This window comes from Pseudoalteromonas sp. S1609 (assembly GCF_005887255.1).
Taxonomy (GTDB): Bacteria; Pseudomonadota; Gammaproteobacteria; order Enterobacterales; family Alteromonadaceae; genus Pseudoalteromonas.
Genome location: NZ_PNDJ01000028.1, coordinates 62,322 through 88,322 on the forward strand (window position 1 = coordinate 62,322; position 26,001 = coordinate 88,322).

General features: G+C 40.2%; 22 protein-coding genes. 13 read left to right on the forward strand and 9 right to left on the reverse strand.

Annotation, left to right across the window (positions count from 1 at the left end):
* Window positions 1–152: 152 nt before the first annotated feature.
* Together CWB76_RS08485 and CWB76_RS08490 are read right to left on the reverse strand one after the other, a co-directional pair.
* The gene (locus CWB76_RS08485; protein WP_138606788.1) at window positions 153–2,291 is read right to left on the reverse strand and encodes a TonB-dependent receptor; all 2,139 of its coding nucleotides are present in this window, start codon (window positions 2,289–2,291) and stop codon (window positions 153–155) included.
* 267 nt (window positions 2,292–2,558) lie between these two features.
* Complete coding sequence (locus tag CWB76_RS08490; protein WP_131692152.1) at window positions 2,559–3,419, reverse strand: cation diffusion facilitator family transporter; 861 nt, start codon at window positions 3,417–3,419, stop codon at window positions 2,559–2,561.
* 259 nt (window positions 3,420–3,678) lie between these two features.
* Between CWB76_RS08490 and CWB76_RS08495 the strand changes: the two genes are divergently transcribed.
* The 4 genes from CWB76_RS08495 (at window position 3,679) to CWB76_RS08510 (ending at window position 6,716) form a co-directional block, all read left to right on the forward strand.
* The gene (locus tag CWB76_RS08495; protein WP_138570185.1) at window positions 3,679–4,167 is read left to right on the forward strand and encodes a GNAT family N-acetyltransferase; all 489 of its coding nucleotides are present in this window, start codon (window positions 3,679–3,681) and stop codon (window positions 4,165–4,167) included.
* Window positions 4,168–4,237: 70 nt separating this feature from the next.
* A complete protein-coding gene (locus tag CWB76_RS08500; RefSeq protein WP_138606790.1) occupies window positions 4,238–5,590 on the forward strand; it encodes a DNA-3-methyladenine glycosylase 2 family protein in 1,353 nt (450 codons plus the stop codon).
* Window positions 5,587–6,054 carry a methylated-DNA--[protein]-cysteine S-methyltransferase gene (locus tag CWB76_RS08505; RefSeq protein WP_138606792.1) on the forward strand — a complete coding sequence of 156 codons (468 nt, stop codon included), beginning with the start codon at window positions 5,587–5,589 and terminating at the stop codon, window positions 6,052–6,054. The genes CWB76_RS08500 and CWB76_RS08505 overlap by 4 nt, the downstream gene beginning before the upstream one ends.
* A 77-nt stretch (window positions 6,055–6,131) precedes the next feature.
* A complete protein-coding gene (locus CWB76_RS08510) occupies window positions 6,132–6,716 on the forward strand; it encodes a thymidine kinase (RefSeq protein WP_008112278.1) in 585 nt (194 codons plus the stop codon).
* Here CWB76_RS08510 and ltaE read toward each other — a convergent pair.
* Together ltaE and rlmF are read right to left on the reverse strand one after the other, a co-directional pair.
* Window positions 6,699–7,703 carry a low-specificity L-threonine aldolase gene (ltaE, locus tag CWB76_RS08515; protein WP_138606794.1) on the reverse strand — a complete coding sequence of 335 codons (1,005 nt, stop codon included), beginning with the start codon at window positions 7,701–7,703 and terminating at the stop codon, window positions 6,699–6,701. The genes CWB76_RS08510 and ltaE overlap by 18 nt on opposite strands.
* A gap of 20 nt (window positions 7,704–7,723) precedes the next feature.
* Window positions 7,724–8,656: a 23S rRNA (adenine(1618)-N(6))-methyltransferase RlmF gene (gene rlmF, locus CWB76_RS08520; protein WP_138606796.1), complete on the reverse strand. Its 933-nt coding sequence runs from the start codon at window positions 8,654–8,656 to the stop codon at window positions 7,724–7,726.
* A gap of 129 nt (window positions 8,657–8,785) precedes the next feature.
* Here rlmF and CWB76_RS08525 point away from each other — a divergent pair, with 129 nt between their 5' ends.
* A complete protein-coding gene (locus CWB76_RS08525; RefSeq protein WP_138606798.1) occupies window positions 8,786–9,694 on the forward strand; it encodes an alpha/beta fold hydrolase in 909 nt (302 codons plus the stop codon).
* On the opposite strand, the gene CWB76_RS08530 is transcribed toward CWB76_RS08525, so the two are convergent.
* The 3 genes from CWB76_RS08530 to CWB76_RS08540 form a co-directional block, all read right to left on the reverse strand.
* Window positions 9,663–11,105 (reverse strand): tetratricopeptide repeat-containing sulfotransferase family protein, encoded by a 1,443-nt coding sequence (locus tag CWB76_RS08530; RefSeq protein ID WP_138606800.1) that lies wholly within the window; start codon window positions 11,103–11,105, stop codon window positions 9,663–9,665. The two genes, CWB76_RS08525 and CWB76_RS08530, sit on opposite strands and share 32 nt — an antisense overlap.
* Before the next feature lie 129 nt (window positions 11,106–11,234).
* Window positions 11,235–13,805: a TonB-dependent receptor plug domain-containing protein gene (locus CWB76_RS08535; protein ID WP_138606802.1), complete on the reverse strand. Its 2,571-nt coding sequence runs from the start codon at window positions 13,803–13,805 to the stop codon at window positions 11,235–11,237.
* A 332-nt stretch (window positions 13,806–14,137) separates the two neighbouring features.
* Window positions 14,138–14,296 carry an oxidoreductase-like domain-containing protein gene (locus CWB76_RS08540; RefSeq protein ID WP_138606804.1) on the reverse strand — a complete coding sequence of 53 codons (159 nt, stop codon included), beginning with the start codon at window positions 14,294–14,296 and terminating at the stop codon, window positions 14,138–14,140.
* Window positions 14,297–14,399: 103 nt separating this feature from the next.
* On the opposite strand from CWB76_RS08540, the gene CWB76_RS08545 reads away from it, so the two are divergent.
* Together CWB76_RS08545 and CWB76_RS08550 are read left to right on the forward strand one after the other, a co-directional pair.
* Window positions 14,400–14,822 (forward strand): hypothetical protein, encoded by a 423-nt coding sequence (locus tag CWB76_RS08545; protein WP_138606806.1) that lies wholly within the window; start codon window positions 14,400–14,402, stop codon window positions 14,820–14,822.
* An 83-nt stretch (window positions 14,823–14,905) separates the two neighbouring features.
* Window positions 14,906–16,267: a leucyl aminopeptidase family protein gene (locus CWB76_RS08550; protein WP_138606808.1), complete on the forward strand. Its 1,362-nt coding sequence runs from the start codon at window positions 14,906–14,908 to the stop codon at window positions 16,265–16,267.
* A 51-nt stretch (window positions 16,268–16,318) separates the two neighbouring features.
* Here CWB76_RS08550 and gloA2 read toward each other — a convergent pair whose 3' ends face one another.
* Together gloA2 and CWB76_RS08560 are read right to left on the reverse strand one after the other, a co-directional pair.
* On the reverse strand, window positions 16,319–16,705 hold the full coding sequence (gene gloA2, locus CWB76_RS08555) for an SMU1112c/YaeR family gloxylase I-like metalloprotein (protein ID WP_138606810.1): 387 nt from the start codon (window positions 16,703–16,705) through the stop codon (window positions 16,319–16,321).
* Window positions 16,706–16,784: 79 nt separating this feature from the next.
* Complete coding sequence (locus tag CWB76_RS08560; RefSeq protein ID WP_138606812.1) at window positions 16,785–17,864, reverse strand: ketoacyl-ACP synthase III; 1,080 nt, start codon at window positions 17,862–17,864, stop codon at window positions 16,785–16,787.
* A gap of 365 nt (window positions 17,865–18,229) precedes the next feature.
* On the opposite strand from CWB76_RS08560, the gene CWB76_RS08565 reads away from it, so the two are divergent.
* The 6 genes from CWB76_RS08565 to CWB76_RS08590 all read left to right on the forward strand — a co-directional run bounded on the left by CWB76_RS08565 (window position 18,230) and on the right by CWB76_RS08590 (window position 25,921).
* Window positions 18,230–19,468, forward strand: coding sequence for a sensor histidine kinase (locus CWB76_RS08565; RefSeq protein ID WP_138606814.1), 1,239 nt, complete (start codon window positions 18,230–18,232; stop codon window positions 19,466–19,468).
* The gene (locus CWB76_RS08570) at window positions 19,465–19,992 is read left to right on the forward strand and encodes a response regulator transcription factor (RefSeq protein WP_138606816.1); all 528 of its coding nucleotides are present in this window, start codon (window positions 19,465–19,467) and stop codon (window positions 19,990–19,992) included. The genes CWB76_RS08565 and CWB76_RS08570 overlap by 4 nt, the downstream gene beginning before the upstream one ends.
* A gap of 27 nt (window positions 19,993–20,019) precedes the next feature.
* Complete coding sequence (locus CWB76_RS08575) at window positions 20,020–20,442, forward strand: thiol-disulfide oxidoreductase DCC family protein (RefSeq protein WP_138606818.1); 423 nt, start codon at window positions 20,020–20,022, stop codon at window positions 20,440–20,442.
* Between the two features lie 241 nt (window positions 20,443–20,683).
* Complete coding sequence (locus CWB76_RS08580) at window positions 20,684–22,477, forward strand: flavin monoamine oxidase family protein (protein WP_138606820.1); 1,794 nt, start codon at window positions 20,684–20,686, stop codon at window positions 22,475–22,477.
* A complete protein-coding gene (locus tag CWB76_RS08585; RefSeq protein ID WP_138606822.1) occupies window positions 22,464–24,221 on the forward strand; it encodes a thiamine pyrophosphate-binding protein in 1,758 nt (585 codons plus the stop codon). Before CWB76_RS08580 ends, CWB76_RS08585 begins: the two co-directional genes overlap by 14 nt.
* Complete coding sequence (locus tag CWB76_RS08590) at window positions 24,218–25,921, forward strand: FAD-binding oxidoreductase (protein WP_171039606.1); 1,704 nt, start codon at window positions 24,218–24,220, stop codon at window positions 25,919–25,921. The genes CWB76_RS08585 and CWB76_RS08590 overlap by 4 nt, the downstream gene beginning before the upstream one ends.
* The last annotated feature ends 80 nt before the right edge of the window (window positions 25,922–26,001 follow it).

The window sequence follows — 26,001 nt, forward strand, 5'->3', positions numbered from 1 at the left end:
TTATAAATCATATGGTTAATATTGAGTTTGATTCTCGTTTAAGTTTGCATTGCTGGTTAATAAACGGACAGGTTGTTATTTGTATTTTAGATCAGCAAGTTAGTTGAGGGTATAAGCGCGTTCATACCGTAAAAGTATGAACGCGTAAGTGATTAAAATTGATAAGTAACACCTACTGTGGCCGTGGTACCTAAACCTTTAATGTTGTATCCACCATAGGTGTAAGATTGCGCACGGGCTGGGAAGTAGTCTTGATTAAATAAGTTTTCTACCCCGATAAAACTTTTCCAGTTGTCTGCAAACTGATACTGACCGCTTAAATTAAAAACCGTGTAGTTATCGACAGGCCCCTGATCGCCAACATATTTACCATTATCATTAGGCTCAAAGCGCTTTCTATCACCCACATACAAGTAACTTAATGTTAATGATAGGGTATCCGTAGGTTTCCAGTTAAGATTGGCTGTGGCTTTTGGTGGGCTGATTTGCTTAGAGCCTAAGTATATATCTGCTTCAGTATTTTCACCTTCTACATAACTATAAGTTGCCAGTAATTTAAGGGATGGGCTTATGGTGTAGTCTACTAAGGCTTCATAACCCCAAATTTCTTGAGGTGCTCTAACCGGTTCATAAACACCCGTTACTTCATTAAATTTGTTTGTAGTGCCAAGCTCAGAGGTGCTTCGATATGCTGCGACTTCTAAACGAACTGCATCAAATTGAGAATTAAAGCCAATTTCATAATTATCGATAATTGAAGCTTGTGTTTGAATAAGGCCTATATCATTTACTGTGGCAGAGCGAAGTAGGCGGCCAATATCTGATATATCAGATCCCTGTGAGTAGTTTAAAAAGGGGCTGAATTTTTCATCTAGATTGTATTTAATGCCCACGTTATAGGTCGTAGCATTGTAATCAACCGTGTCGCCTTTTACGCTAATTGGCACAGAGCATTGCGTGGCCGTTTTACATAATTTTAGCGTGCGATAATCATCTACGCTAAGGTCGATATTTTCTTTGCGTACACCGGCCTTTATTATTAAGTCATTAGCAATAACCCACTTAGTTTGTAAAAAGCCCGCGACACTTTTCATGTCCATTTCTGGCACCCAAACACGCCCATCAACCAGCGGTTGTGCAGTTACATCATTTAACGCATCAATTCCGTAAATGAATGACGCTTCAACTGAGTCAAAGTCTACCTGGGTATTAAAAGTTGCTCTGGCGCCTTTTTTTTCTGAACTTATAACTGATTGACCACCTTGATAATTCTCATCCGGATTGGCAAGGTTTGGAGAGAAGAAAAACACATTTTCTATATCTTGCGTATAGAGGTCTAACGTCATTTGTGTGTTTTCAAGCAGTGCGTAGTCGGTGTATTTTAAGGTTATATTTTCGTTGCCTTCTGGCCCTTGTGGTTTACCTTGCTTTTGTAATTCTGACGGCACATGAATGGCGTAGGTTTTTTCTCCTAGGCTCATATCACCAACAACATCGCCTAAGTCGGTTTTTTGTTGTGAACTGAAGTAGTTATAACTAAATTGGAGTTGCTTTTCATCATCAAAGTCATAGCCAAGCTTAGTGAAGTAATTTTGTGTAACGGCATCAGATAAACCATATTGTAAACCGAGAACATCGCCTTGCGAATCGCGTTGTACACCGTTTTCTTCATAGCTTGCAGTTACTAAGTAGCTAAATTTATCTGCACGACCATTCAATGCTGCAGATAACCTTGCGCCTGCGCTTTCTTCAAGTTTTACCGCACTAAAACGACTCGATAAGCTTATTTCACCTTTGGTTTGGCCATCGCTTTGTGCTTGCTTGGTAATATAGTTAATAATTCCGCCTGATGCGCCGTTACCATAAATTGACGTTGCTCCTTTTATGACTTCTATTCGACCTATTGCGCTTGGATCTAAGGTTTTTACCCCTAATGATCCGTTACGCAGTGGCGTTGACTGTGGCACGCCATCAATCATGATCAGTGGGGCACGCCCGCGTAAAGTTTGTCCTGAATTACTTGAGCTTCCAGTATCTGGAGCAAGACCGGGAACCATTTGTGCTAAAAGGCTTTGTAATTCTGGATTAACTTTTAAATGCGCTTCTATTTGCTTTTGACTAATAATAGTTATGGAAGCAGGGACCTCATCAATACTTTCAAAAACACGACTACCCGAAACAATAACGTGCTCCATTTCTGTTTGATTTAAATTTCTTTGGATCGTTGATTCGTCTGCAATACTGGCGCCACTGACTATTAATGCTATTAAGCTCAGAGATGTTTTAAACATGCGGGTCCTTCGTTTGAATGGTTTTAGTTGTATTAATGATGGCCGCAATATTAAGAGTAATTTAAAGTAAACGCAAGGTTAATGATAATTGTTTTTATTTGCATGTGTGCTATTGCAAACTATAGGGGGTCAAATATAACGTTGCGTTAAAATAGATGCTCGTAACGGCAGTTGATTATTGTTAGCAGGCCTTCTGCGTTTTGTTGCACAAGGCATAAAAATAAAGATGTGTTCAGTTTTAATTACAAAGTACTTTGTATAATCAAACTAAGGTGAACAACACTCAATTACACAGTGTTCAATTGCAAATTCATCATGTAAATAGTGTTTTATGGCATTAAGCTCAATAGGGGTATCTGTTTGCATCACAATTTCACAGTGAGTGGTAGTATCGTCCAGTTGCCACGCTTTTATGGATTTTATTTGCGTAATAGCAAACTGTTGCAGTAATTTCTTGCTTATAAGTTGCTGATCAAAACCAATGGGTGCTGCTTGCATTAAAATACTACAGCTGGCTTTAAGTAATAGCACGCCATGATAAATAACGTACAGTGATATTAAAATAGTCGCTATTAAATCAACGACATACCACTGGTATAAAATGATTAAAGTACCGGCAATAATAACGACTATTGATGCCATTGCATCAGACACATTATGAATAAACGCCGCCTTTATATTCATGTTGTTTTTAGCGCCGGCTTTAAAGGTTAATAACGCAGTGACTAAATCAACGAGTAGCGCCACTGCGGCAACCCATACAATGATCCAGCCATTGATAGGTTGGGGGTTTAAATAACTATTTATGGCCTCAAAAATTAAATAACCCCCGATGACTATTAACGTAGTGCTATTAAAAAGGGTTGCTAGTATTTCTGCGCGTTTGTAGCCAAAATGATGGGTTGTATCAGCCTGTTTATTGCCAATTTTTCGGGCAACGAGGGCAATAAAAATAGAGGCCGCATCACTTAGGTTATGTAATGCATCGGCAATTAATGAAAGGCTGCCAGAAAATACGCCACCAACAACTTGCACTGCAGTCAGTAAAACATTTATAAATACGGCAAGGGTGAGCTGTTTATCACTTTGGTTATCATCAACGTGACTGTGTGAGTGACCATGACCCATTTTAGTTAAACTCCCTTATTGCTTTACTTTTTATTCATAATGACAACTTTTTACCATTTATAAAAGCGCTGTTTTAATTTGTTTTTTAGATATCGTAATGGCTAAATTTAAATAAGCCCGTGATAGTTACGTATTGAATATAAAAACGATATGCTAGGGTATAAATAAATGTATTAATGGCTTAAGTTATCATAATTATTTAGGCACTTTTTATTTTAAATTTAATAGCCATAAAAGTCGTTTTGAAGGGTTAATAACAATGAACACAGCAATAGAAATTCGCGATGCACAGCCAAGTGATGCAAAAACAATTTTGCATTTTATTAATGAGCTTGCCATTTACGAAAAAGAGCCAGATGCAGTTAAAACAGATGAACAAGCAATTTTAGATACACTGTTTTGCGACGGCGCAACAGCGCATAGTTTAATTTGTTTACAAGATGGTGAGCCGATTGGTTTTGCGGTGTATTTTTACAACTACTCTACTTGGTTAGGTAAGAATGGTCTCTATTTAGAAGATTTATATGTTAGCCCAGATAGCCGTGGAAATGGTGCCGGTAAAGCTATCATGAAAGAGCTGGCAAACAGAGCAATAAGCAAAGACTGTGGCCGCTTTGAGTGGGTAGTGCTTGATTGGAATAAACCCGCGATTGATTTTTATAATAGCATGGGCGCTGAGCCACAGAATGAATGGATTATATATCGTTTAACGGGCCAAGCATTGATTGATTTTGCAAACAAAGATTAGTGCCGAATATGGCCAGTAATATACCTAGTTTTTGTTAAGCTAAGCGCTACATAACTTATAAGAGCAATTTATGGTTAATCAGCATTGGCAAAAAGCGCGTCAGAGCCGCGATGCGCGTTTTGATGGGCTTTTTTATGTAGCGGTAAAAACCACAGGTATTTATTGTCGGCCAATTTGCCCCGCGCCCACTGCGCATGAAAAAAATGTAACCTACTATCAGTTTGCGCACTCTGCTGCGCAAGCCGGGTTTAGGCCTTGTATTCGTTGCAGGCCCGATAGCGCACCAGGTAGTGCTGCTTGGCTGAGATCACAAACCACTGCATTGCGTGCTAAGCAGTTAATTGATCAATATCACGAGTGCGATTGTGAAGTTCTTGCTGCGCGTTTAGGAATAAGCAGCCGCTATTTAAGGCGGCTTTTTTCTCAATATTTTGGTCTTTCAGTAACTCAATATCGGTTATTTAATCAATGCCATTTTGCAAAAAAATTGATTCAAGAAACCAGCTTACCGCTTACCGAGATAGCGTTTGCTTCCGGCTTTAAAAGTGTGCGACGATTCAATGATGCTTTTTTAAAACAACTTAATATCGCGCCCTCAGCGCTCAGAACCGCCAAGCACTCAACTGATCTTGGGCTCACCTTAACTTTGCCTTTTCGTCCGCCGTATAACTGGCAAGCATTGCATGGGTTTTTAGCAAAACGACTTATAGAGCCAATAGAGTGGTTAACGCCAACCAGTTATGGGCGTACTTTTACTTATAAATCGTGTAGAGGCCGCTTTAATGCTGAATTTATTGCAGATAAACATCATTTTCGGGTGCAAATTGATATAGATAATACGCAATATTTACAGCCAGTTATTAACAACATTCGCCGTGTACTTGATTTAGATGCAGATACTTATTTAATTGAGGCGCATTTAAGCGAACACATTAATAATGCATTTCCACTTACTAAAGGCTTAAGGTTACCGGGTATTTGGTCAACCTTTGAAGCGGGTATTCGCGCTGTGTTAGGTCAGCAGGTGAGTGTAACTGCGGCGCATAATTTAGTGACTCAATTAGTGCAACAGCTTTCAGAGCAACAAGAGGGAAAGGTGTACTTTCCAACACCTGAAGTAGTGGCAGGTAGTGATTTTGCTTTTTTTAAAATGCCGCAGGCACGTAAAAATGCACTGCATAATCTCGCTGAATTTTGTGCTATTAACCCCAAGGAAGATGATTTAGACCAATGGCTTACTTTAAAAGGAATTGGCCCTTGGACGGTTAATTACGCAAAACTGCGCGGTCAAAGCCAACCCGATATTTTACTTGATGGCGATTTAGGGGTTAAAAAAGCCCAAGCTGCAGCAAGCTCGTTTGAATCTGCGAACTGTGCACCATTTCGATCTTACTTAACTTTTCAACTTTGGCAGCAATTATGATAGTGCAAACCAGTTTACCCAGCCCGATTGACGATATTATTATTCAGGCAACTGAAAACGGTATTAGTTATGTGGGGTTTTATCCACCGACCGGTTATATCAGTACGCCTTTAAATAAGGTGACTAATTCACATGTTTTATCTTGTGTGGCGCAGCTTAATGAGTACTTTGCTCATACGCGTACTGAGTTTGTTTTAGAGCTTGATACTGGTGGCACGCCATTTCAGCAAAGCGTATGGCAGGCATTACAAAGCGTACCGTTTGCTAAAGTGGCAACCTATAAAGATATTGCCATACAATTAAATAATCCTAAAGCAGTGAGGGCGGTGGGGGCTGCAAATGGCAAAAACCCAATCAGTATTATTGTGCCGTGTCACCGCATTATTGGTGCAAATAAAAAGCTAACTGGTTATGCCGGTGGCCTAGAGCGTAAGCAATGGTTACTAGAGCACGAAGCAAAATAAATAAAATAGCGTTTCCAAATTTGTATTCTCTGCACTTTAGGGTAGCATAAGCGCACTTTTTATTTGAAGGCACGGCCATGGCGCAATTATACTTTTACTACTCTGCAATGAATGCAGGTAAATCAACCACTTTATTACAATCAGCGTTTAATTATAAAGAGCGCGGTATGGAACCGGTGATCCTCACCGCTGCCATTGACGATAGAGCAGGAGTGGGCAAAGTATCCTCACGTATAGGCCTTCAAGCAGATGCACATATTTATGATGCGGATAAAGACGTATACGAGCTTATAAAATCGCTCAATAGTGACAAAAAACGCCATTGTGTACTCGTGGATGAATGTCAGTTTTTATCTAAAGATCAAGTTATGCAGTTAACCGATGTAGTCGATGAATTAGGTATTCCCGTATTGTGTTACGGCTTAAGAAACGACTTTAGAGGTGAGTTATTTAGCGGCTCGCAATATTTACTTGCTTGGGCTGATAAGTTAATAGAGCTTAAAACGGTGTGTCATTGTGGGCGTAAAGCAAATCACGTATTACGTACCGATGAAAATGGCGAGGCTATTGCCGATGGCAACCAAGTAGAAATTGGCGGCAACGACCGTTATGAATCGGTGTGCCGCAAACATTATAAAGCCGCGTTAAATATGGGCCGTTAAGGCTTTTATAAAGGTATCAATATCCGCTTTGGTAATACCTAAATGGGTTACTAGCCTAAGTTGCTTACTTGGGCTAAACACAATGTTCTGTGCTTTTAAATCGGCTGCTAGTTTTGTGATGTTTATGCTGTTATCAAACGTAGCGTAAACCATATTTGTGGTATTACTCATATTTACGTTAAAGCCTGAAATTTCACTTAACTGCTTTGCTAAATAACGCGCATTAGCGTGGTCATCGACTAAACGTTGCGTGTTATTTTCTAAGGCATATTGCCCGGCAGCAGCTAATATACCCACTTGGCGCATACCGCCGCCAAGCACTTTTCGCCAGCGTCTTGCTTTGGCTATCAATGCTGTTGAACCAAGCAATAATGAACCTACAGGTGCACCTAACCCTTTTGATAAACAAATAGACACAGAGTCAAAATGTTGGGTTATTTCTTTAATATCAACGTTAAGCTCGGCAGCGGCATTAAAAGCGCGGGCACCATCTAAATGCAGTGCTAAGTTATGTTGGTTAACAAATTCGCGTGCTTTGAGTAAATAATCAATACCGAGTACTTTACCACCTATGGTGTTTTCAAGGCTTAACAGCCGGGTTTTTGCAAAGTGGCTATCATCGGGTTTAATTGCTGCAGCAATTTTAGAAAAACATAGACTACCATCGGCTTCATTTTCAATAGGCTGTGGCTGAATAGAGCCTAAAACGGCAGCGCCACCGCCTTCAAACTTGTAGTTATGAGCATTTTGGCCACATATATACTCATCGCCGCGTTCACAATGGGCCATTAATGCAAGCAGGTTTGTTTGTGTGCCTGAGCTACAAAAAAGTGCATCTTGCACATTAAAGCGCAGCCGAGCATAAGCTTCTAATTGGTTTACACTTTCATCATCGCCATAAACGTCATCGCCAACGGGGGCATGATACATAATATCCCGCATTTTGCTGCACGGCTTTGTTACTGTATCTGAGCGAAAATCTATCATGGGGTGTCCTTATATGGCTTTTATACTAATTCTTCACAAATTTGTTCTCGGGTGGCTTTATCAAAATAGCTCCATGCAATAAAGCGACTGACTTTTTGCCCTTGTGCCATTTCAACAATTTTAAATTCACTAATAGGCTGTTGTTTTAGCTGTGCTTCTAAAGCTGCCAGAGTTTCTTTTTTAGAAACCAACGAGGTAAACCAAATTACTTGGTCACTGTAATCACTGCTTTCTTTGATCATGGTAGAAATAAAGGCCAGCTCACCACCTTCACACCACAGCTCATTACTTTGTCCGCCAAAATTAAGTGCTTGCGAAGGCGCTTTGCCTAAATTTTTCCATTTGCGTTCACTGCCTTTATTGGCTTCTTCTGCACTGGCGTGAAATGGCGGGTTACACATCGTTAGGTGATACAAGTCTTTAGCATTAATCACCCCTTTAAAAATATGTTCAGGATTTTTTTGTTGTTTAAACGTTATTTTTAAATCATTAAACTGAGCGATTTGCTTGGCTATTTTTATTGCTGCAGGGTCGATGTCGCTGCCAGTAAAGTGCCATTGGTATTCGCTACTGCCCGTTAGCGGGTAAACTAAGTTAGCGCCAGTGCCTATATCAAGCACTTTAATTTGTCGGCCAGTGGGAATAATCTGCTGATTATCTTCGCTGAGTAAGTCAGCTAAGTAATGAATATAATCTACTCTACCTGGAATAGGTGGGCATAAATTGTGTTCAGGAATGTCCCAAAAGTTAATGTTGTAATGACTTTTTAATAGCGCCTGATTCAAGGTTTTTACAGCTAAGTTATTACTAAAATCAATACTTTGATTACCTGCTGGAGTCGTAATTAAAAAAGCAGTTAACGAAGGGGTTTGCGAGGTAAGCAAATTAAAATCGTAACCATTTTTGTGTTGATTGCGCGGATGTAATTTAGAACGAGTTGATTTTGCTTTCATGAGGCTTTTTTAACAACAGGAATAAAAGCCAATAGTAACAAATACAGACAAAAAAAGTGCATAATTTTCCCTTTGGCTTACCAGTCATTACTGGTAGGATGAGTTGTTAGCAATTATAAGGAAATCGCTTTGGCAGTTACTCAAGAGTCTGTTTTTATTAAATTAGGTGACCATCAAACACTGCATTTGCGCCGTATCGCCAACCAGCAGCAAAGTGGGCCTGTGGTGTTATTAATTCATGGTGCGGTAGAAAATGGCAAAATATTTTACACTCATAGCAATAAAGGGTTAGCGCCTTTTTTAGCTGAACAAGGGTATCGTTGCTACGTAGCTGATTTACGCGGGCGTGGTGAAAGTAAGCCAGCTATTTGTAAGCAAGCACGGTATGGACAAACTGAGGCGATTGTTGAAGATATTCCGGCATTTATTGAAAAAATTGAACAGTTAGAGAGTAAAAAACCTGACTTTTTAGTTGCTCATTCTTGGGGGGGGGTGTTGCTTAATAGCGTGTTTGCTCGCTTTCCTGAGCTGATAAACGATGTAAAAGCGTGTGCCTATTTTGGTTCAAAGCGTTCGCTATTTAATAACCACCCTAAAAAGTTATTTCAGGCCAATTTGATTTGGTATTTTATGGCACCAATATTAGCGAAAAAACACGGTTATTTACCGGCAAAACGCTTGAAGTGGGGTAGTGATGACGAAACTCAAAAGTCGCACTATCAAAGTATGCAGTGGGCGAAGCAAAATCCGTGGATAGACAGTGATGACGGGTTTGATTACGCTAAAACATTAGCAAATCTCACGCTTCCTCCAACGTTACATATTGCGGCAGTAAAAGATAAAGCATTGGCACAGCCTATCGATATTCAAAAGTTTATTGATGAATCAGGTACTGGGGTGCAAAAAATGCAAATATATGGCCGCCGCTTTGGGCACAAAGTAGATTACGACCATATTAATATGCTTACTCACCCACAGGCACGCCAAGAGCAGTTTATGGATGTGCTTAATTGGTTTGAGGCAACGAGAGCAAACTAAGTAAAGGTGCTTCATAACGCTGCCACTTATCAAGGCTTTTGTTATTTACAGGTTGCCTGATGGCATGTTTACTAAGCGTTGTAACTGCGCTTTTATTTTTGTAAAAGTCTAAACAAGTGTGTTCAAATTCGCAGCCCGTAAAACTCAATAGTGCGGTTAATTGTTCCTTTGGATTTTCAATTAGCTGCTCATAACTTAAATTATAAATAGCTAAGCGGTTAAACTGCTGCCAATGGCTCATTAGTTTTTCATAAAGCTGATGATACAAAGTAAACTCATTTAAATCACAAAAATAGGGTTCGTTTTCAGCAAAGTAATTAGTAAGCACTGAAAAGGCGGTTGCGTGAAAGTTACGGGTCAGGTTAATAAACTTAGCATCTGGGAATAAAATATAAATTAGCCCTAAGTTTTGGTAGTTGCTCGGCAGTTTATTGATCACAAATGGGCAGTTGCCCCCAAAAGAGCTTAACGTTTCTAAATAAATATCTCTGGCTTGGTTAATTAAAGGCGTTGTTAGTTTAGTTAAGCATTGAGGGTAGCGTAATCCTGTTTTATGTTCTAAAAAAGCAACTACCTTACTACTAATACTGGTGTCTTCTCCAAGCGTTGCCCATTGACTGTGCCCTGATAACATTTGCTCAAGTAGGGTTGAACCGCTGCGTGGCATGCCAATAATAAACACGGGTGTGACAGGGTACTGTTTATTTAGTTTTGCTAAATTGAGCACACTTTCATTGTTATATTCAATAAGTTGATCATAAAACTCAATTAAATTCTCAGTATTAAATTCACTGAGTTTACGTTGTTGCTGATTGGCAATAACAAAGTAATTAAATGCTTGATCAGTATCATCTAACTTGTCGTAACTTTTAGCTAAAGCATAATAACAGACCATTTTTAAGCGTAGGTTATTTGTTTGCGTTAAAAAATGGTGTAACTGATCAATGTAATTATTTGCTTTATTAAAGCGCCCTAATTGTACCAATTCAAATAAAACATAAGCTGTAACCGGTGCCATCCCAAGCTTTAATGCCTCCTCAAATGTGGCCTGCGCTTTATCAAGCTCGCCAAAGTTTAAATAGTGCTGAGCTAAATAATAATGAGTGTCTGGGTTTTCTGTAGCAATACTGGTTGCGTATTCGAGTACTTTTTGCGCATCTTCAGGGGAGTTGACCGCATTAAATGCATCACTTAGTGCATATAAGGGTTCTAATACATAGGGTAGATGCTGACACGCCCGTTGTAGTATATACACAGCGGCATCAAATTGTTCTAAACGCAATGCGACCTTACCTAGACCAAATAGGGCGTCACCATTGTCTGGCTCTGATTGTAAAAGCGTTTTGAAATGAAACTCAGCTTCTCTAAGCTTGTTTTGTGATAATAACTCATTTGCTTTTTTTAGTAGCATAATACAACTAATATTCTTTTTATTTACTATAACCCTAACGCCATAAAAAATGCGAGTAAATAGGCATTTTAGAGCCAATAAAAAGGCGAAATGCATTACACATTTCGCCTTTTTTGTTGTTAACACATTTTAGAAAGTATAGGTTGCTTTAGCGTAGTAAAAACCACCATTAATACCGTATGGAGAAGTTTCGTAGTACTTACCACCCCAATTGTTATTAGGTGCTACGGTAAAATCAAGTTTCTCTGCTTCTTGGTCCAGTAGGTTTTGTGCACCGACTGAGAAACTGATTGAGTCATTCATAAAGTAAGTTACTTCAACATCTAATGTTACTGCTGCATCAGCTATTTTAGCGGTTTCATCATAATCTACGTGAACACCTTGGTACTCACCAAAGTAGTTAAGACGAGAAAATGCTGAAAAGCTTTCCCATTGCTGTGCCCAGCTCAGTGTTGCGCGGTGATTAGGTAAGTCATTTTCAAGACGACTTACTTTAAACGCACCTGTGATATCACTTGAGCGTGTTACTTCTGTTTCATTCCAGTTGTACGCTAAGCTAAATGTAGAACTACCATTGAATAATTCAGCTGAGTAGTTAGCCACTAAGTCAACACCTTGAGTAGTGGTATCAAAGTCATTGGTAAAGAAACTAACTTGCGCTAAGTTTTGTACGTTAGGTACACCGGCAGCTTCGAGCGTGTCTTTATCAGCTTGACTAAGTTCAATTTTATCTGATTGGCTAATACGATCATCTACTTGGATGTTGTAGTAATCAACTGTTAAGAATAAATCGCCCATGGTGTATACCGCACCAAAGGTATAACTTTGAGACTCTTCTGGCTCAAGTTCAGTACCACCAAGTTGAATAGCAATTGGGTTAGTTGGTGGTAATAGCGCTGAGTCTACTAATACACCGCTGCTTAAGTTAGTTTGTACGTTACTAACATTCGCTTGGCCTACGGTAGGTGCACGGAAACCAGTACTAATTGAACCACGAATATTCAGATCATCAGTAAGGTGGTATTGACCCATTAACTTATAGTTAGTGGTTGAACCAAAGGTATCGTAATCTTCGTAGCGAAGCGCTAAGCCCATTAAGAACTCTTCAGTGAATGGCGCTTCAATATCAATGTAAGCTGCATAGTTTCGACGGTCGTATTCGCCTGCATCTGATGGTTTAAATCCAGGGAAACCGTTAGAACCAATACCAAAACCTTGATCAGTTAATGGGCCAGCTATAAACGAAGCTTCATCGCCTGATACCACGGTAAAGGTTTCTTCATGCCACTCTAAACCACCGGCAATGTTTACATCGTAAGCTAAGTCAAAGTCAAAACCCTTTGAAATATCAAAATTAAAGTTTTTCTCTAATTGTTCATATTTACCTGGGCTAAAATCACGCGGGCTATCTGGACCCAACGATGCATTGATTGTGTCGTATATAAAGTAGCGAGATTCGTTATACCCTACAGTACCGCTTAGGTCATAGTAAGCGCCTTCTAAAAAGCCGCCAGTAAACTCACCTTTAGTACCAATAGTGAGTGACGTATCTGTGATATTACCACCAAAGTTTGGTGTAAAACCGCCCGGAAGCATTTCGTTAAATGCGAAACAATCAGGGTTGTTTGCTACGCCATTAATGTAGTCAGGGTTATCAAGAACGTTGTCATCAATCATGATTGTTGGACAATTACCGCTCATGTCGCCGGTTAAATCACCAACAAGGAGTGTTTCGCCACCATCGTTTGAGTATGCACCAGGGCGAGTATGCGGGTTACGGTAATAAAAACCACCACGTACATCACGCTCAGAATAGTTACCAAACATATAAAATTGTGAGTCATTAGTAAGCTCTAAGCCAACATTACCAAAGATAGAGATGTCGTCATCTACCTCTGGTGCACCCCATACTTGAGTGATCGGAGCAATGTCTGGTACTCCAGCCTCGATAAGTTGAGTTGCATCGTAGCGTTGAACTGAACGGCTGGTCGCATCGGCTGTTTTGTACTGAAAGCTTAAATTTGCAAAACCGCTATCGGTAAACGGTAAACCCACATTACCTGAAATTTGGGTTGTATCACCGTCGCCCTCGTAATATTGACCTTTACGAACTTCAAATGACCCGCCCTCCGAGGCATCTTTAAGTTGGAAATTTAAAACCCCAGCAATCGCATCAGAACCATATTGTGCAGCGGCACCATCGCGAAGTACTTCTACTTGTTTCAATGCAATACTTGGAATAACTGAAATGTCGGCACCTTGCGCACCATCATTAATACCACCACCTAAAAAGGCAATAACTGAAGCGCGATGACGACGTTTGCCGTTAAGTAAAATTAATGTGCTATCTGAAGGTAGTCCGCGTAGGTTTGCAGGGCGAACTAGTGAAGCGGCATCACTAATTGGCATTGAGTGAACGTTTAAAGAAGGAATAGCCCCTTTTAACAGCTCTAGCATATCAGTATTACCTGATTTGCTAAGCTCTTCACCACCGATAATGTCGATAGGAACAGGTGAGTCACCAATAGAGCGAGGCGCAGAGCGCGTACCAACTACGGCAATTTTTTCTACGTTTTTGTTTACTTTAACTTCGGTTTGCTCTTCTTGAGCAATTGCTGAACCAGAAACAAACAAGCCTGCGGCTGTTGTTGCTAGAGCAAATTTGATCGCCTGTTGAAGCGTATTGCTTTTTAATTTCATTCTAAATATCCCCAGTTAGAATTAATTTGTATAGTCTATTACTGACTTATTATTGTGGACATTTCACGTTTAATGGGGAGCAAATATAGCTAACTCACTCCTAAAAGCTTAATTAATTAAGCGCACCTCCTGTGAGTCCTCGAATAGACTATAGATAAAAAAACTAAAGAGGGCAATGGGTAATTAACCACTATTTAACAAGTTGAAACAAATGATTTATCTAAAAATAACGCAGAGTTAATTGCAGCTAGGGCGAGAAAAGGAGGAAAAAACAGACATTGATACATAATGACTAACTAAATAAGTTAATTTAGTCATTTTATATTATTGAATTAAATTGATTTGCTGTTGATATTTTCACCATGATGTTTTTTCCACGCTGCCAGCTTTTCTTTATATTCATCCCACACACAAGGGCAGCAACTGCCGCCGCCACAACATTCATCAGATTTTGGTCTTTCGGGTTTGGTGTCGGGGCGATTTTTTTGCATTTTTTATTACAAAAGTGGAAATAAGGACACTTAGAATAAATGATTGAACAAAGCGTGTAAATTATTCTTTGTGAACTTAGAGCGCTGTGTGAGAATACAGGCTATGCGATTATATAAAGTCATTCATCGTGCCCCCTGGCGGGTTGCTAAAATTAGTAAAAAGCGACAGCAACTGCGTTTTCGCCGTGCTATGGTGGCGCTTAAAATAGCCCTTGCTCAAGAAAAGCAAGAAACCAAAGAGATGCTAATAACCTACAAGCGTTATACTCAAGGGCAAACAAACAAAGCAGAGCTAAAACGCGCCAATGAGCAGTTTGTTGATATATTAAAAGGGTTGGGGCTAGGCATTTTTGCGTTATTACCCTTTGCACCATTAACTATTCCATTGGTTGTTAAGCTAGGGCAGTTTGTGGGTGTTGATGTATTGCCGAGCTCTTTTAGTATGAATAAGACTATGAAAGAAATTGATCAAGAAATTACTCAACAAAACCAACAGCAAGACTCAACTCCTCCCGAAAAGAAGTAAGCTAGTTAGGGTATAATTAGCTATACCTTTTAATAGTGCTTATTGTTATGCTAGGGCATCAATTTCTATTATGTGAGTCATTAATGAGCGCTTTACTTTGTCATACCTCTTCAGGTATCCCTCTATCTTTTATTGTTAAAAATGAATTAACAGACTGGCTTACTCAGCAACCGAGCTTTGTGCAGCAGTGGCTTGCAAATACCGACTTTGAAAAGTCAGGACTGGCGTTAATACCAAACGCAGAAACGGGTGAACTAAGCCAAGTATTTTGTATTATGCAACGAGCTGATGATTTTTGGGCCGCTGGCGAGCTTGCAAGTAAATTACCTAAAGGCTGCTATCAAATTCAAGGTGATGAATCGTTAGTTTCTCAACTTGCTTTAGGGTTTGTGTTAGGTGGTTATGAGTTCAGTGAGTATAAACAAAAAGCCACAGCTAAAGCTCAGCTTGGCATTGCTGATAAAACATTATATGAACAAGTAAAACAACAAGCAGATGCAATTAATCTAGCCCGTGATTTAGTAAATACCCCCGCTGCCGATATGATGCCGCAGCACTTATCACAAGTAATGAGCGATTTAGCTGATACATTCGACGGCGAGTTTACCCAATGGGTAGGCGATGAGCTATTAGAACAAAATTATCCAACTATTCATATGGTAGGCCGTGCAAGTGAAAACAAACCGCGTTTACTCGATTTGAAGTGGGGTGCGGTTGATGCGCCACAAATTACATTAGTAGGTAAAGGTGTATGTTTTGACTCAGGTGGACTGGATTTAAAACCAAGTTCAGGCATGCGTAACATGAAAAAAGACATGGGTGGGGCAGCACATGTTATTGCCTTAGCTCAATTAATTATGGCCGCTAACTTACCAATACGTCTTCGGGTGTTAGTCCCTGCGGTTGAGAATGCCGTTTCGCGTAATGCATTTCGCCCAGGCGATGTAATAAAAACACGTAAAGGTATTATGGTCGAAATAGATAATACTGATGCAGAAGGGCGACTAGTTCTGTGTGATGCACTAAGCGAAGCACAAAACGATGAGCCTGAACTAATTATTGATTTCGCTACCTTAACTGGTGCGTGCCGTGTTGCTTTAGGGACAGAGCTGCCAGGCTTCTTCTCAACGGAACGTGATGTCGCTAATGCGATTATGGATTCGGGGATGCAAGTTAACGACCCTGTTTGGCAATTGCCGTTATTCGAGCAATACACCCCATTTTTGAAAAGCGATGTGGCTGATATGACTAACTGTTCAAGTACGCCATTTGGTGGCGCAATTACCGCTGCGCTTTATTTGAAAGAGTTTGTAGAGCCAAATACACCATGGGTTCATTTTGATGTAATGGCATGGAACTTACGAGCATTACCCGGGCGTCCTGCGGGTGGTGAAGCTCTGGGCATTCGTGCAGTATTTACTTACCTACAAAATCGATTTAACTAACCTAACTAGGGTTAACTAAATCAAACATACCTTGCCTTGAGTTATTTGATGTTAAAGCGCATATAACTCAAGGGGTAAACCATCTGGATCGGCAAAAAAGGTGAATTTTTTGCCGGTAATTTCATCCACTCTTATTTCTTCTACGTCGATTCCATGCGACTCTAAATACGTTTTACTGTTTTCTACACTACTAACCTTAAATGCTAAATGTCTAAGTCCTTGTGCTTCGGGATAGCTTGGTCTACTCGGCGCATCATTAAACGAAAATAATTCGAGCTGACTGCCATCAGGTAAAGCTAAATCGAGCTTAGAAGACTTTCGCTCTGCTCGATAATGCTCATTAATAATTGAGAGCTTTAATATTTCACTATAAAAATGTTTAGAGCGTGGGTAGTTGCTACAAATGATGGCTACATGATGAATGCCTAGTAGTTGCATATATTTTCCTTAAAAATAAAAAAGCGCACTGAAAGCAGTGCGCTGTTTATCAATACATATTTGCTTGGTGTAATGTTATTTAGCTAGGCTCTGCGTCTTTACACGCTTTTACAGCCGGTGCAACAAGCTCTAAACCTGTTTTATCACATGGTGGAAGTTTAGCATCGCTAACAGCAATGGGGGTTACTCGCTCGCCCCATTTGATATAGCTTGCCGCCCACGTTAGGCCTGCTCCAAATGCAGCCGACATAATATTGGCATGCGGCTTAATTAAACCTTGCTCAACGGCCTCACACAGCGCAATGGCAATCGTTGCAGCAGAGGTATTACCGTATTCGCCAATGTTAACCATTACTTTACTGTCTTCAACCTTTAAACGGTTTTGAATTGCTTGAATAATGCGTAAATTAGCTTGATGCGGAACTAGTACATCGATATCGTCTAACTTAAGGTGGGCTTGCTCAAGCACGTCGTCACAGGCTTCACTCATGCCTTTCACGGCACGTTTAAATATTTCACGCCCTTCAAATAAAAGGTCTGATGGGCCAATTGGCTCATATTTATTTAAATCACTGCCAAAATTAGTAATGTGTAAAATATCACGATCTTCGCTGTCACAGCCGGTTTTGGTCCCTAATAAGCCTGCAGGTGTTTCTGCTGCTTCAAGCACAACGGCACCGGCACCATCACCAAATAAAACTGCACTGTCGCGCCGTGCCCAGTTTACATACCACGTCATGCGTTCAGCGGCAATAACTACGGCTTTTTTGATCATACCGGCTTGAATTTGCGCAGTCGCAGCTTGTAAAGCATATAAAAAACCAGAACATGCCGCGTTGGTGTCCATGGCTGCAGCACCTGTGGCACCAATATTTTTTTGTACTAATGAAGCGGTGTTTGCAACTACTGTTGAGGGGGTGCACGTTGCTAAAATAACTAAATCGATATCTTTTGCATCTACGCCAGCGCAAGCAATAGCATGTTTTGCAGCCACACTAGCAAGCTCGGCAGTACTTACATGGCTAACTCTACGGGCTTTGATACCGGTACGCGTGGTGATCCACTCATCGGTGGTATCTACAATTTCACTTATTTCGTCGTTGCTGATGCTGGCTGGTGGAATGCATTTGCCCCAACCAGTGATATGTGCGTAAGGCATAGTGTGTTCTCTATAAAAGTGGTATGACGTGTTCGTCTAATGAATACGTTATAACAAAAATTAGCTATTAACTCTAGTTTATAGCAGCTATAGAGCTGTAATTACTGCTATTTTACCAATTGTTTGTTGTATTTTTAGTGAAAGGTTAATTGTAAGTTTTTACTTTGTAAATTAAATGAGTGTTAGCTTAGGTGCTTTTTATAAGCTAGTCCATCACCTTCAACACTTGCTTAAAGCACTAATGACGTATGCTTGAGTGCAGCTATGCGAGCGGATACTATAAGCTGGTTTAGTGTATAATAGGTGCAATAAAAAAAGTATGTTAATCATGAATAATGAAACCAAGTGTATTCAGGAACCCTATTGTGTTAATTGAAACCGACCCAGCTATTAGCCGATTATTAATGCTGCGCAGTGGTGCCATCGTTGTTCAGCTTATTGCGGTGCTCAGTGTGTATTTTTTACTAGAACATCAAATTGCACTTATGCCATTGTTAGGGGTTATTGCTGTTGAGGCGGTTTTTCAGTTAGCCAGTGTATTTGCCTACCGGCATGTAAGCCAAGCAAAACCAATTGGCATGTTAATGCAACTGACCGCCGATGTGCTTTTTTTAACTATTTTGTTGTCTTTAAGTGGCGGTGCAACTAACGCATTTGTGTCTTTATTGTTGCTGCCCATTATGATAGCTGCAATCACATTAAGCGCTCGAGGGCTTGCCTATATTGCTGTATTGGCCATTGCCGCCTATAGCTTATTATTAATTAAAATGCCCGAACACAGTATGCACCAAATGAATATGAATGGTCACTTTATTGGTATGTGGGTTAATTTTGTTATAAGTGCTTGCGTAATAGCGTTAGTTATAGGGGCTATGAACCGCGCTTTGCAGCAGCGTGAGCGCACTATTGCGAAGGTTAGAGAGAAACAGTTGCGCAATGAACAACTAGTTACACTTGATGGCGCAGCCGCGCAAATTACTCATCAATTAGCAACCCCGATTGCTAATTTACAATTATTGTTTGAGGAGCTTTTAGAAGAGCATCCCAACAATGAAGTTATTCAGCAAATGCAAGCGCCGCTATTACAATGCCGCACTCAGCTTAACGACTTTAGAAACCTCTCAATGCAGTTACGAGATAAAAACACGCAATCACCCATTAAAGCAGAGCAGTTGCAAAATCAAATTCATGATACGTTACTATTACAATATCCTAATCAACAAATAAACTGGCTTAATGAGGCAGCTGAAGCCACATTACAAAGTGACGCTATGCTGTTACCTGCAATTTTAAATTTATTACAAAATGCAGTACTTGCTAATCAAAAACACGCCCAAGTGCAACTTGAACTAAGTTGGCAGCAACCTGACGCACAAAACATTGCGTTAATTATTCGTGATTTTGGTGCTGGCTTTTCATCCTCAGAGTTAGCAGAGTTAGGTGGGCAGTTAATGCCTAGTGAGCAAGGCATGGGGATCGCAGTTATGTTATCAAATGTGACATTTGAGAGGTTAAATGGCTCGTTAACGGTATATAATCACCCCGAAGGCGGAGCGGTTGCAAAGATAACGATGCCACTATTAACAGCAGAGACAAAAGCATGAAGCTACTTATTATTGAGGATGATATTAATTTAGCGACAACGTTGGCACGGCGGCTAACTAAGCACGGTTTTAATTGCGAGATCGCACATAATCACACTGATGCACTTCTAAGGGCTCGCCAGCAACAGCCTGATTGTATTTTATTAGACATGAAACTGGCTGATGAGAATGGACTGTCGCTTATTGCACCGCTGCGGCATTTACTCACTCATGCACATATTGTATTGCTGACTGGCTTTGCAAGTATAGCAACGGCGGTAGAGGCGATGCGCTTAGGTGCTAATGACTATTTAACTAAGCCTGTTGATATGGCAAGTTTATTAAAAGCACTTAAAGTTGAGGTGGCAAGTACGACAGTAACTGAAATTTCTGAGGGAGTTATGTCGCCCGAGCGGTTAGAGTGGGAGCATATTCAACATGTTTTACACAGTAATAACGGTAATGTATCAATGACCGCTAGGCAGTTAAATATGCATAGGCGCACCTTGCAGCGTAAGCTACAAAAAAAGCCAGTGCAGCAGTAGTTTAGTACTTAATTTGTGGAAAGTTTTATGCGCGATGATCCCGCGACATTAATGCAAAATAAAAAAATTATTTTATTTGATGCGCAATGTAAGCTTTGCAGTGCTTGGTGTAATTTTATTATAGCTCACGATCCGAGCATTAAATTTAAATTGTGCAGCGTGCAATCGCCTAAAGGTGAGTTGTTGTTAATGCACTTTGGTTTTTTGACGAATGAATACGCCTCAATGGTGTTTATTGAAAATGGTAAAGCGTATACACAAAGTCATGCTTTTTTTGAAGTAGTTAAGCAACTTGGTTATCCGTACAAGCTCGCAAATATATTTAGTGTTTTACCAAATAGGTTTAATAATTGGTCATACGATAAAATCGCTTTAAATCGTTATACATTATTTGGAAAGTATCAGTATTGTAGAATTCCCGCATCAAGCGACGCTGCGCATTATTTGTAACTTGGTTGTTATTGGCGCTGCCGCTAAGAATAGAATAACGTTGATATTTATCTTAACTTTTGTCAGATAAATTACAGCGAGTGTCTAGTTTATTTCACAGCTTATCTCATTTTCTAATACAAGAACCGTCGTTGCTAGATGTGGTTGGACAGATATTTGTCATAGAGTGTAATAAAGCGTAATAGAACTTTGTAGTCTTTATGGGTAACTTTAGCTTAATCTAGCTAAGGAAAAGACGACTATGAAAAACGAACTTGATATAGCAATTGTTGGTGGCGGTGTGTCTGGTGTTTACAGCGCGTGGAGGCTACAACAGCATGAAGGCAAAGAAAAGCGTATTGCGCTATTTGAATACAGTGACCGCATAGGCGGGCGTTTATATAGTAAAAAGTTACCAGGGTTACCAAATGTAGTTGCCGAGTTGGGGGGAATGCGCTTTATTCCTTCAGATCACGTTATGGTTAATGCATTAGTTAATGATTTGAACCTGAAAACGCAAAACTTCCCAATGGGTTCTTCCTTACCCATGTACCCTGATTCAAAAGATCCCGCTGTGAAAGATATAAAAGCGGGCAGTGAAAATAATCTCTTTTATTTGCGCGGTCAGTATTTTCGTTACCGAGATTTTGCGCAGTGCCCTGACAAAATACCTTATAAGTTAAACGCATCTGAACGCGGCTATGGACCCGAGGATTTACAAGTGAAGGTGATGAACTTAATTTGTCCTGGTTTTGCTGACATGAGCTTGTGCGAGCAAATGAAAGTTAAAGTATTTGGCAAAGAGATCTGGAAGTATGGTTTTTGGAATTTACTTGAGCGAGTACTAAGTAACGAAGCCTATTTATTCATGAAAGAGGCTGGCGGGTACGATGCTAATGTTGCTAATGCAAGTGCGGTTACTCAGCTGCCAGCAACAGAATACAGTGATGACACTGAGTTTCTCACTCTCACAGATGGATTTCAGGCACTGCCATTAACGCTGTGCGCGCAGTTTAAAGCGTTAAAAAGTTGTTTAGCCGAAGACGAAAAAGTACAAATGAATAAACGGCTAGTAAAAATTAACTACCTGAATGATCCTGATTATCGATATGAATTAATATTTCAATCAACGTGTACAGATCAATACGGCAAAACAATTGATGACGTAACCGTCACTGAGCAGGAAATTGTAAAAGCGAAACAACTAATTTTGGCAATGCCACGACGTTCATTAGAACTTATCGAGTCGGAGTTTTTTGCTGATCCGTGGTTAAAAGAAAATATCCCTTCAGTACTTATACAAAAAGCGCTAAAAATGTTTATGGCTTACGAGCAGCCTTGGTGGCGAAGCTTAGGCCTAGTTGCAGGTCGTTCAGTGACCGACTTACCAATTAGGCAAACATATTATATGGGAACAGAGTGCGACCAAGCAGGCGGTTTACCAAATACAAACTCGTTATTGATGGCGTCATATAATGACATAGGCTCTATCCCCTATTGGAAAGGCTTAGAATCGGGTGAGTTATATTCTGGTTACACACCCAGCTATGGATGTGAAGGCTATACCCCAAAAGAAATAGTCCCTAAAAGCCAATGCCAAATAACCACAGGTATGGTGGAAGCCGCACATAGACAAATTGAAGCGCTTCATGAGCAAAAAGAATTGGCGATGCCGTATTCTGCCATTTACCAAGATTGGGGAGACGCCCCATATGGCGGAGGATGGCATGAATGGAAAGCAAATTACCGTTTAGATGAAATTATGTGTCGTATGCGCCACCCTGTTGAGAAAGAAAAGATTTATATTATTGGTGAGGCGTACTCATACGAGCAAGGTTGGGTTGAAGGTGCTTTAAATACTGCAGAATCAACACTCGAGGAATTTTTTGATTTACCCACACCATGCTGGCTAAAGCAACAACATAACTATTTACCCGTTGACTGTAATAAAGCCTGTAACGAAAAAATTGAAAAAAAACAGCCTAATGCATGCAGTAAAACGCTAGACGAAGTAACAAAATTTGCGTACGAAGGAATTAACCATGAGTACCAATAATTTTACGGTTGCTGACTATTTATTAACGCGCTTAAAAGAGCAAGGCCTAGAAAAAATATTTCAAGTACCGGGTGACTATGTACAGGAGTTTATGAGCGCACTTGATAAGTTTGATGGTATTGATGCGATTGGCGACATAACGGAGTTAGGTGCAGGTTATGCGGCCGAAGGTTATGTTCGTTACAAAGGGATTGGCGCAGTGTCTGTACAATATGGAGTCGGTACATTAAGTGTTATAAACGCAATTGCAGGGGCCTATGTTGAAAGAAATCCTGTGGTGGTGATAACGGCCAGCCCATCAATTGATGATCGAGAAATTATCGCAGATACCGGCGCATTATTTCATCATTCAACGGGTAACTATAAATCAAACCAAACTATATTTGAAAGTGTCACCGTGGCAAGCGAAATACTGTCAGATTCTGAAACGGCTCCTCAAATTATCGATGCAGCGTTGGCGTGTGCAATAAAAGAAAAAAGGCCAATTTACTTAGAAGCTTGGCAGAATGTGTGGGGAGCAGAATGTTCGACTCCAGCGTACCCGCTTGTTATTGCCGATACGTCCGTTGATTTAAATATGCAAAATGCATTACTACACGCGGCTATACACAAGCTAGAAACTGCACAGCAGCCAGTAATTATGCTTGGCATAGAAATAGCGAGATTAGGTTTACAAGATAAAGTAGAGAAGCTTTTAACTTCGCTTAATATTGCGTATACCACTACCACGTTAGCTAAATCGGTGATCAGCGAGCGAAGTGGAGTCGGTCACGATTTATTTGTAGGCACCTATGCAGGTGAAGCTTCATTACCTGAAACGTTCGATTATGTGTCGCAGTGCGATGCACTTTTAGCGCTTGGCGCTATTTTTACTGATGATTACCTCACTATGCTAACTAAGCAAGGCTCTGATCTAATAAGAGTTAATATGGATGGTGCGCTTGTTGGCAACAGTGATCACTTCATCCATACCAGCTTAACTGTATTTATTAGCGAATTGACGGCATATTTTGAGCGATCAACTTCGTCTTTGAACTCAGTCTCTTTTAAGTTAAATACACCATTAAACACTGAGCTTGCTGATTTTCACAGCCAAATAAGCTACGAAAGCTTCTTTACTCTTTATCAACAAGAGTTAAACGGATCTCGTAGCTTAAAAGGTTACAACCTTATTTTAGGTGAAAGTTCATCACTTTATATGGCTGCAAGATTGATTGGCATAGAAAAAAGCCACTTTGTTAGTGATGCTGCGTGGGGATCATTGGGCCATGAAACCGGATGCTCTTTGGGTGTGTCACTTGCTAATGATAATCGCAGTATAGTTATTGCAGGTGATGGTGGTTTTATGATGATGTGTCAGACACTCTCAACACTGAGTCGTAATCACTGTAATACCGCTGTATTTGTAATGAGTAACGAGGTGTATGCCATTGAGCAATCATTTGTAGATATTTGCGCATTTACACCTGAGGGGAAATTTGCTCCTTTTGATGAATTACCTTCTTGGAACTACGAAGCATTAGCTCAAGCTTACGGTGTTGAATATTTAAATGTCAATTCGGTGGCGGATCTGCAAAATGCACTTAATATCTTATATGAAGATACGTCAACGCCTTACCTCATTAAAGTTGATATTGCACGTGATGATTTAGCGCCAGCAATCCAAACGCTTGCAGAATCAGTAACAGGTCAAAAACGTGACGAGTGTATATGTCACAAGGATAATAAAGGGAATATACGATGAATACAGTTCATGAAGTTTCGCAGCTGCCGCACGAGCAACTTAAAAGCGCACAGAGCCTTATGGCAACTTATTGGAATAATACGCTAAGGTTGGTTCAAGCACTTAAATCTTCGGGTTTTAAGGATGATCAACTGCTAACTCAAGCATCACCCTCGGTGTCTGAAACTCCAGGTTTAACAGGGTATCAAGCGCAAACCCTTATATTTAATACTCGTTTGCGATTCAATCCTGCAGTTATCGTAATGTGTGAATCAACAGAAAATGTAGCACAGGCTTACAAGCAAGCAATTAGCTTAAACTTACCGATCCGCGTTCGTTCTGGTGGGCACGATCACGAAGGGGAGTGTACGGGCACCGATGTGATTTTATTAGATTTGAGCCGATTAAAAGAGTTTAACGTTAAGAAAGTGTGCGGTGACTATATTGCAAATATAGGCTCCGGTTATCGCTTTTTTCAGGTGGTACCAAAGCTTGCTGACAATAACCCGCCATTGACAATACCGCATGGTACATGCGCAACAGTCGGTTTGGCGGGTTTCATTCAAGGCGGAGGCTGGGGGCCATGGACTCGCAGTAAAGGAATGTGTTGTGAATCGTTGGTGGGGGCTACGGTTGTATTAGGCAACGGTGAAGTTATCGAAGTAAATGCTGAGGACGATATTGTTGATGCACACGACCCATCCCATAAAAAACTATTATGGGCACTACGTGGTGGCGGGGCATTAAGCTACGGTATTGTTACCCACTTTAAAGTAAAAGCATTTGAGATCCCAGACGAGATCCATCGCTTTGTAATAAACTGGAATACTAATGACGAACATGCTTTGTCTACGCTTGAGCTTTTATCGCAATGGGAAGATGTTATAAATAATGCAAGTACCGACAAGCTGGTAGGCACTAATTTAAAAATTAATGCTATTGCGGCTAACAGTCAAAACAAGCCTTTGAGCCACCCAAGTACCATGTACGGCTATTGGCAGGGAAGTTGGCAAGCGTTAGAACAATTTGTCTCAAACCACTTTCCAAATAGTACGCCAATGCATCAAGGTACAGATACTAAAGCGAACTATAATAGTGCATTAATGGGAAATTGGTCACGAAACTCCCTTTTCGATGTATTAAAAAAGCAAAAGCGTTTAGGTAGTTTAGCTAATGCCGATGGCACGCCATTTACACCTGATTTTGATGCACCAGCACCCCATAAATTAACCTCTAAGGTTGTAAAAGGTAGCGGTTTAACAAAAAACGGAAAAGAGCAGTTAATTCAAAGTTTAACGTCAGATCTGATTAATGCTAAGAGTAGTGATTTAGGTTTATTCAGCTACGTTACACTTGGTGCAATTGCAGGTCCTTTTTATAATGAAATAAGCGAAAAAGAAGCAAACGCCCGCGTTTCATTTCCTTATTCAAAATCGCAGTACACTATTCAGTACCAAACATGGTGGAATGAGTCTGTTGAGTTAAAAGAACAAGGTCAAAATAATGAAGTCTACAATTACATTAATAGAGCAATGGATTGGATTGAGGTAAGCCGAGAGACCCAAATTGAAGGGACTGAAGGCGCATTTATTAGCTTTAAAGACAGTGCAATTCCTACAAAAGACTATTTTCTTGGCAGTTATGAGGATCTTATGAAGGTAAAAGATTGTTATTCGCGTGATCCTGCTAATCATCTGAGGTCACGTAAAACGATTATATAATTTGATCGTATTAAGCTTTTAAGCCATAAAAATCTATGTTAGCTGAATGCCATTTTTATTTTATTTAAAATGGCATTTTT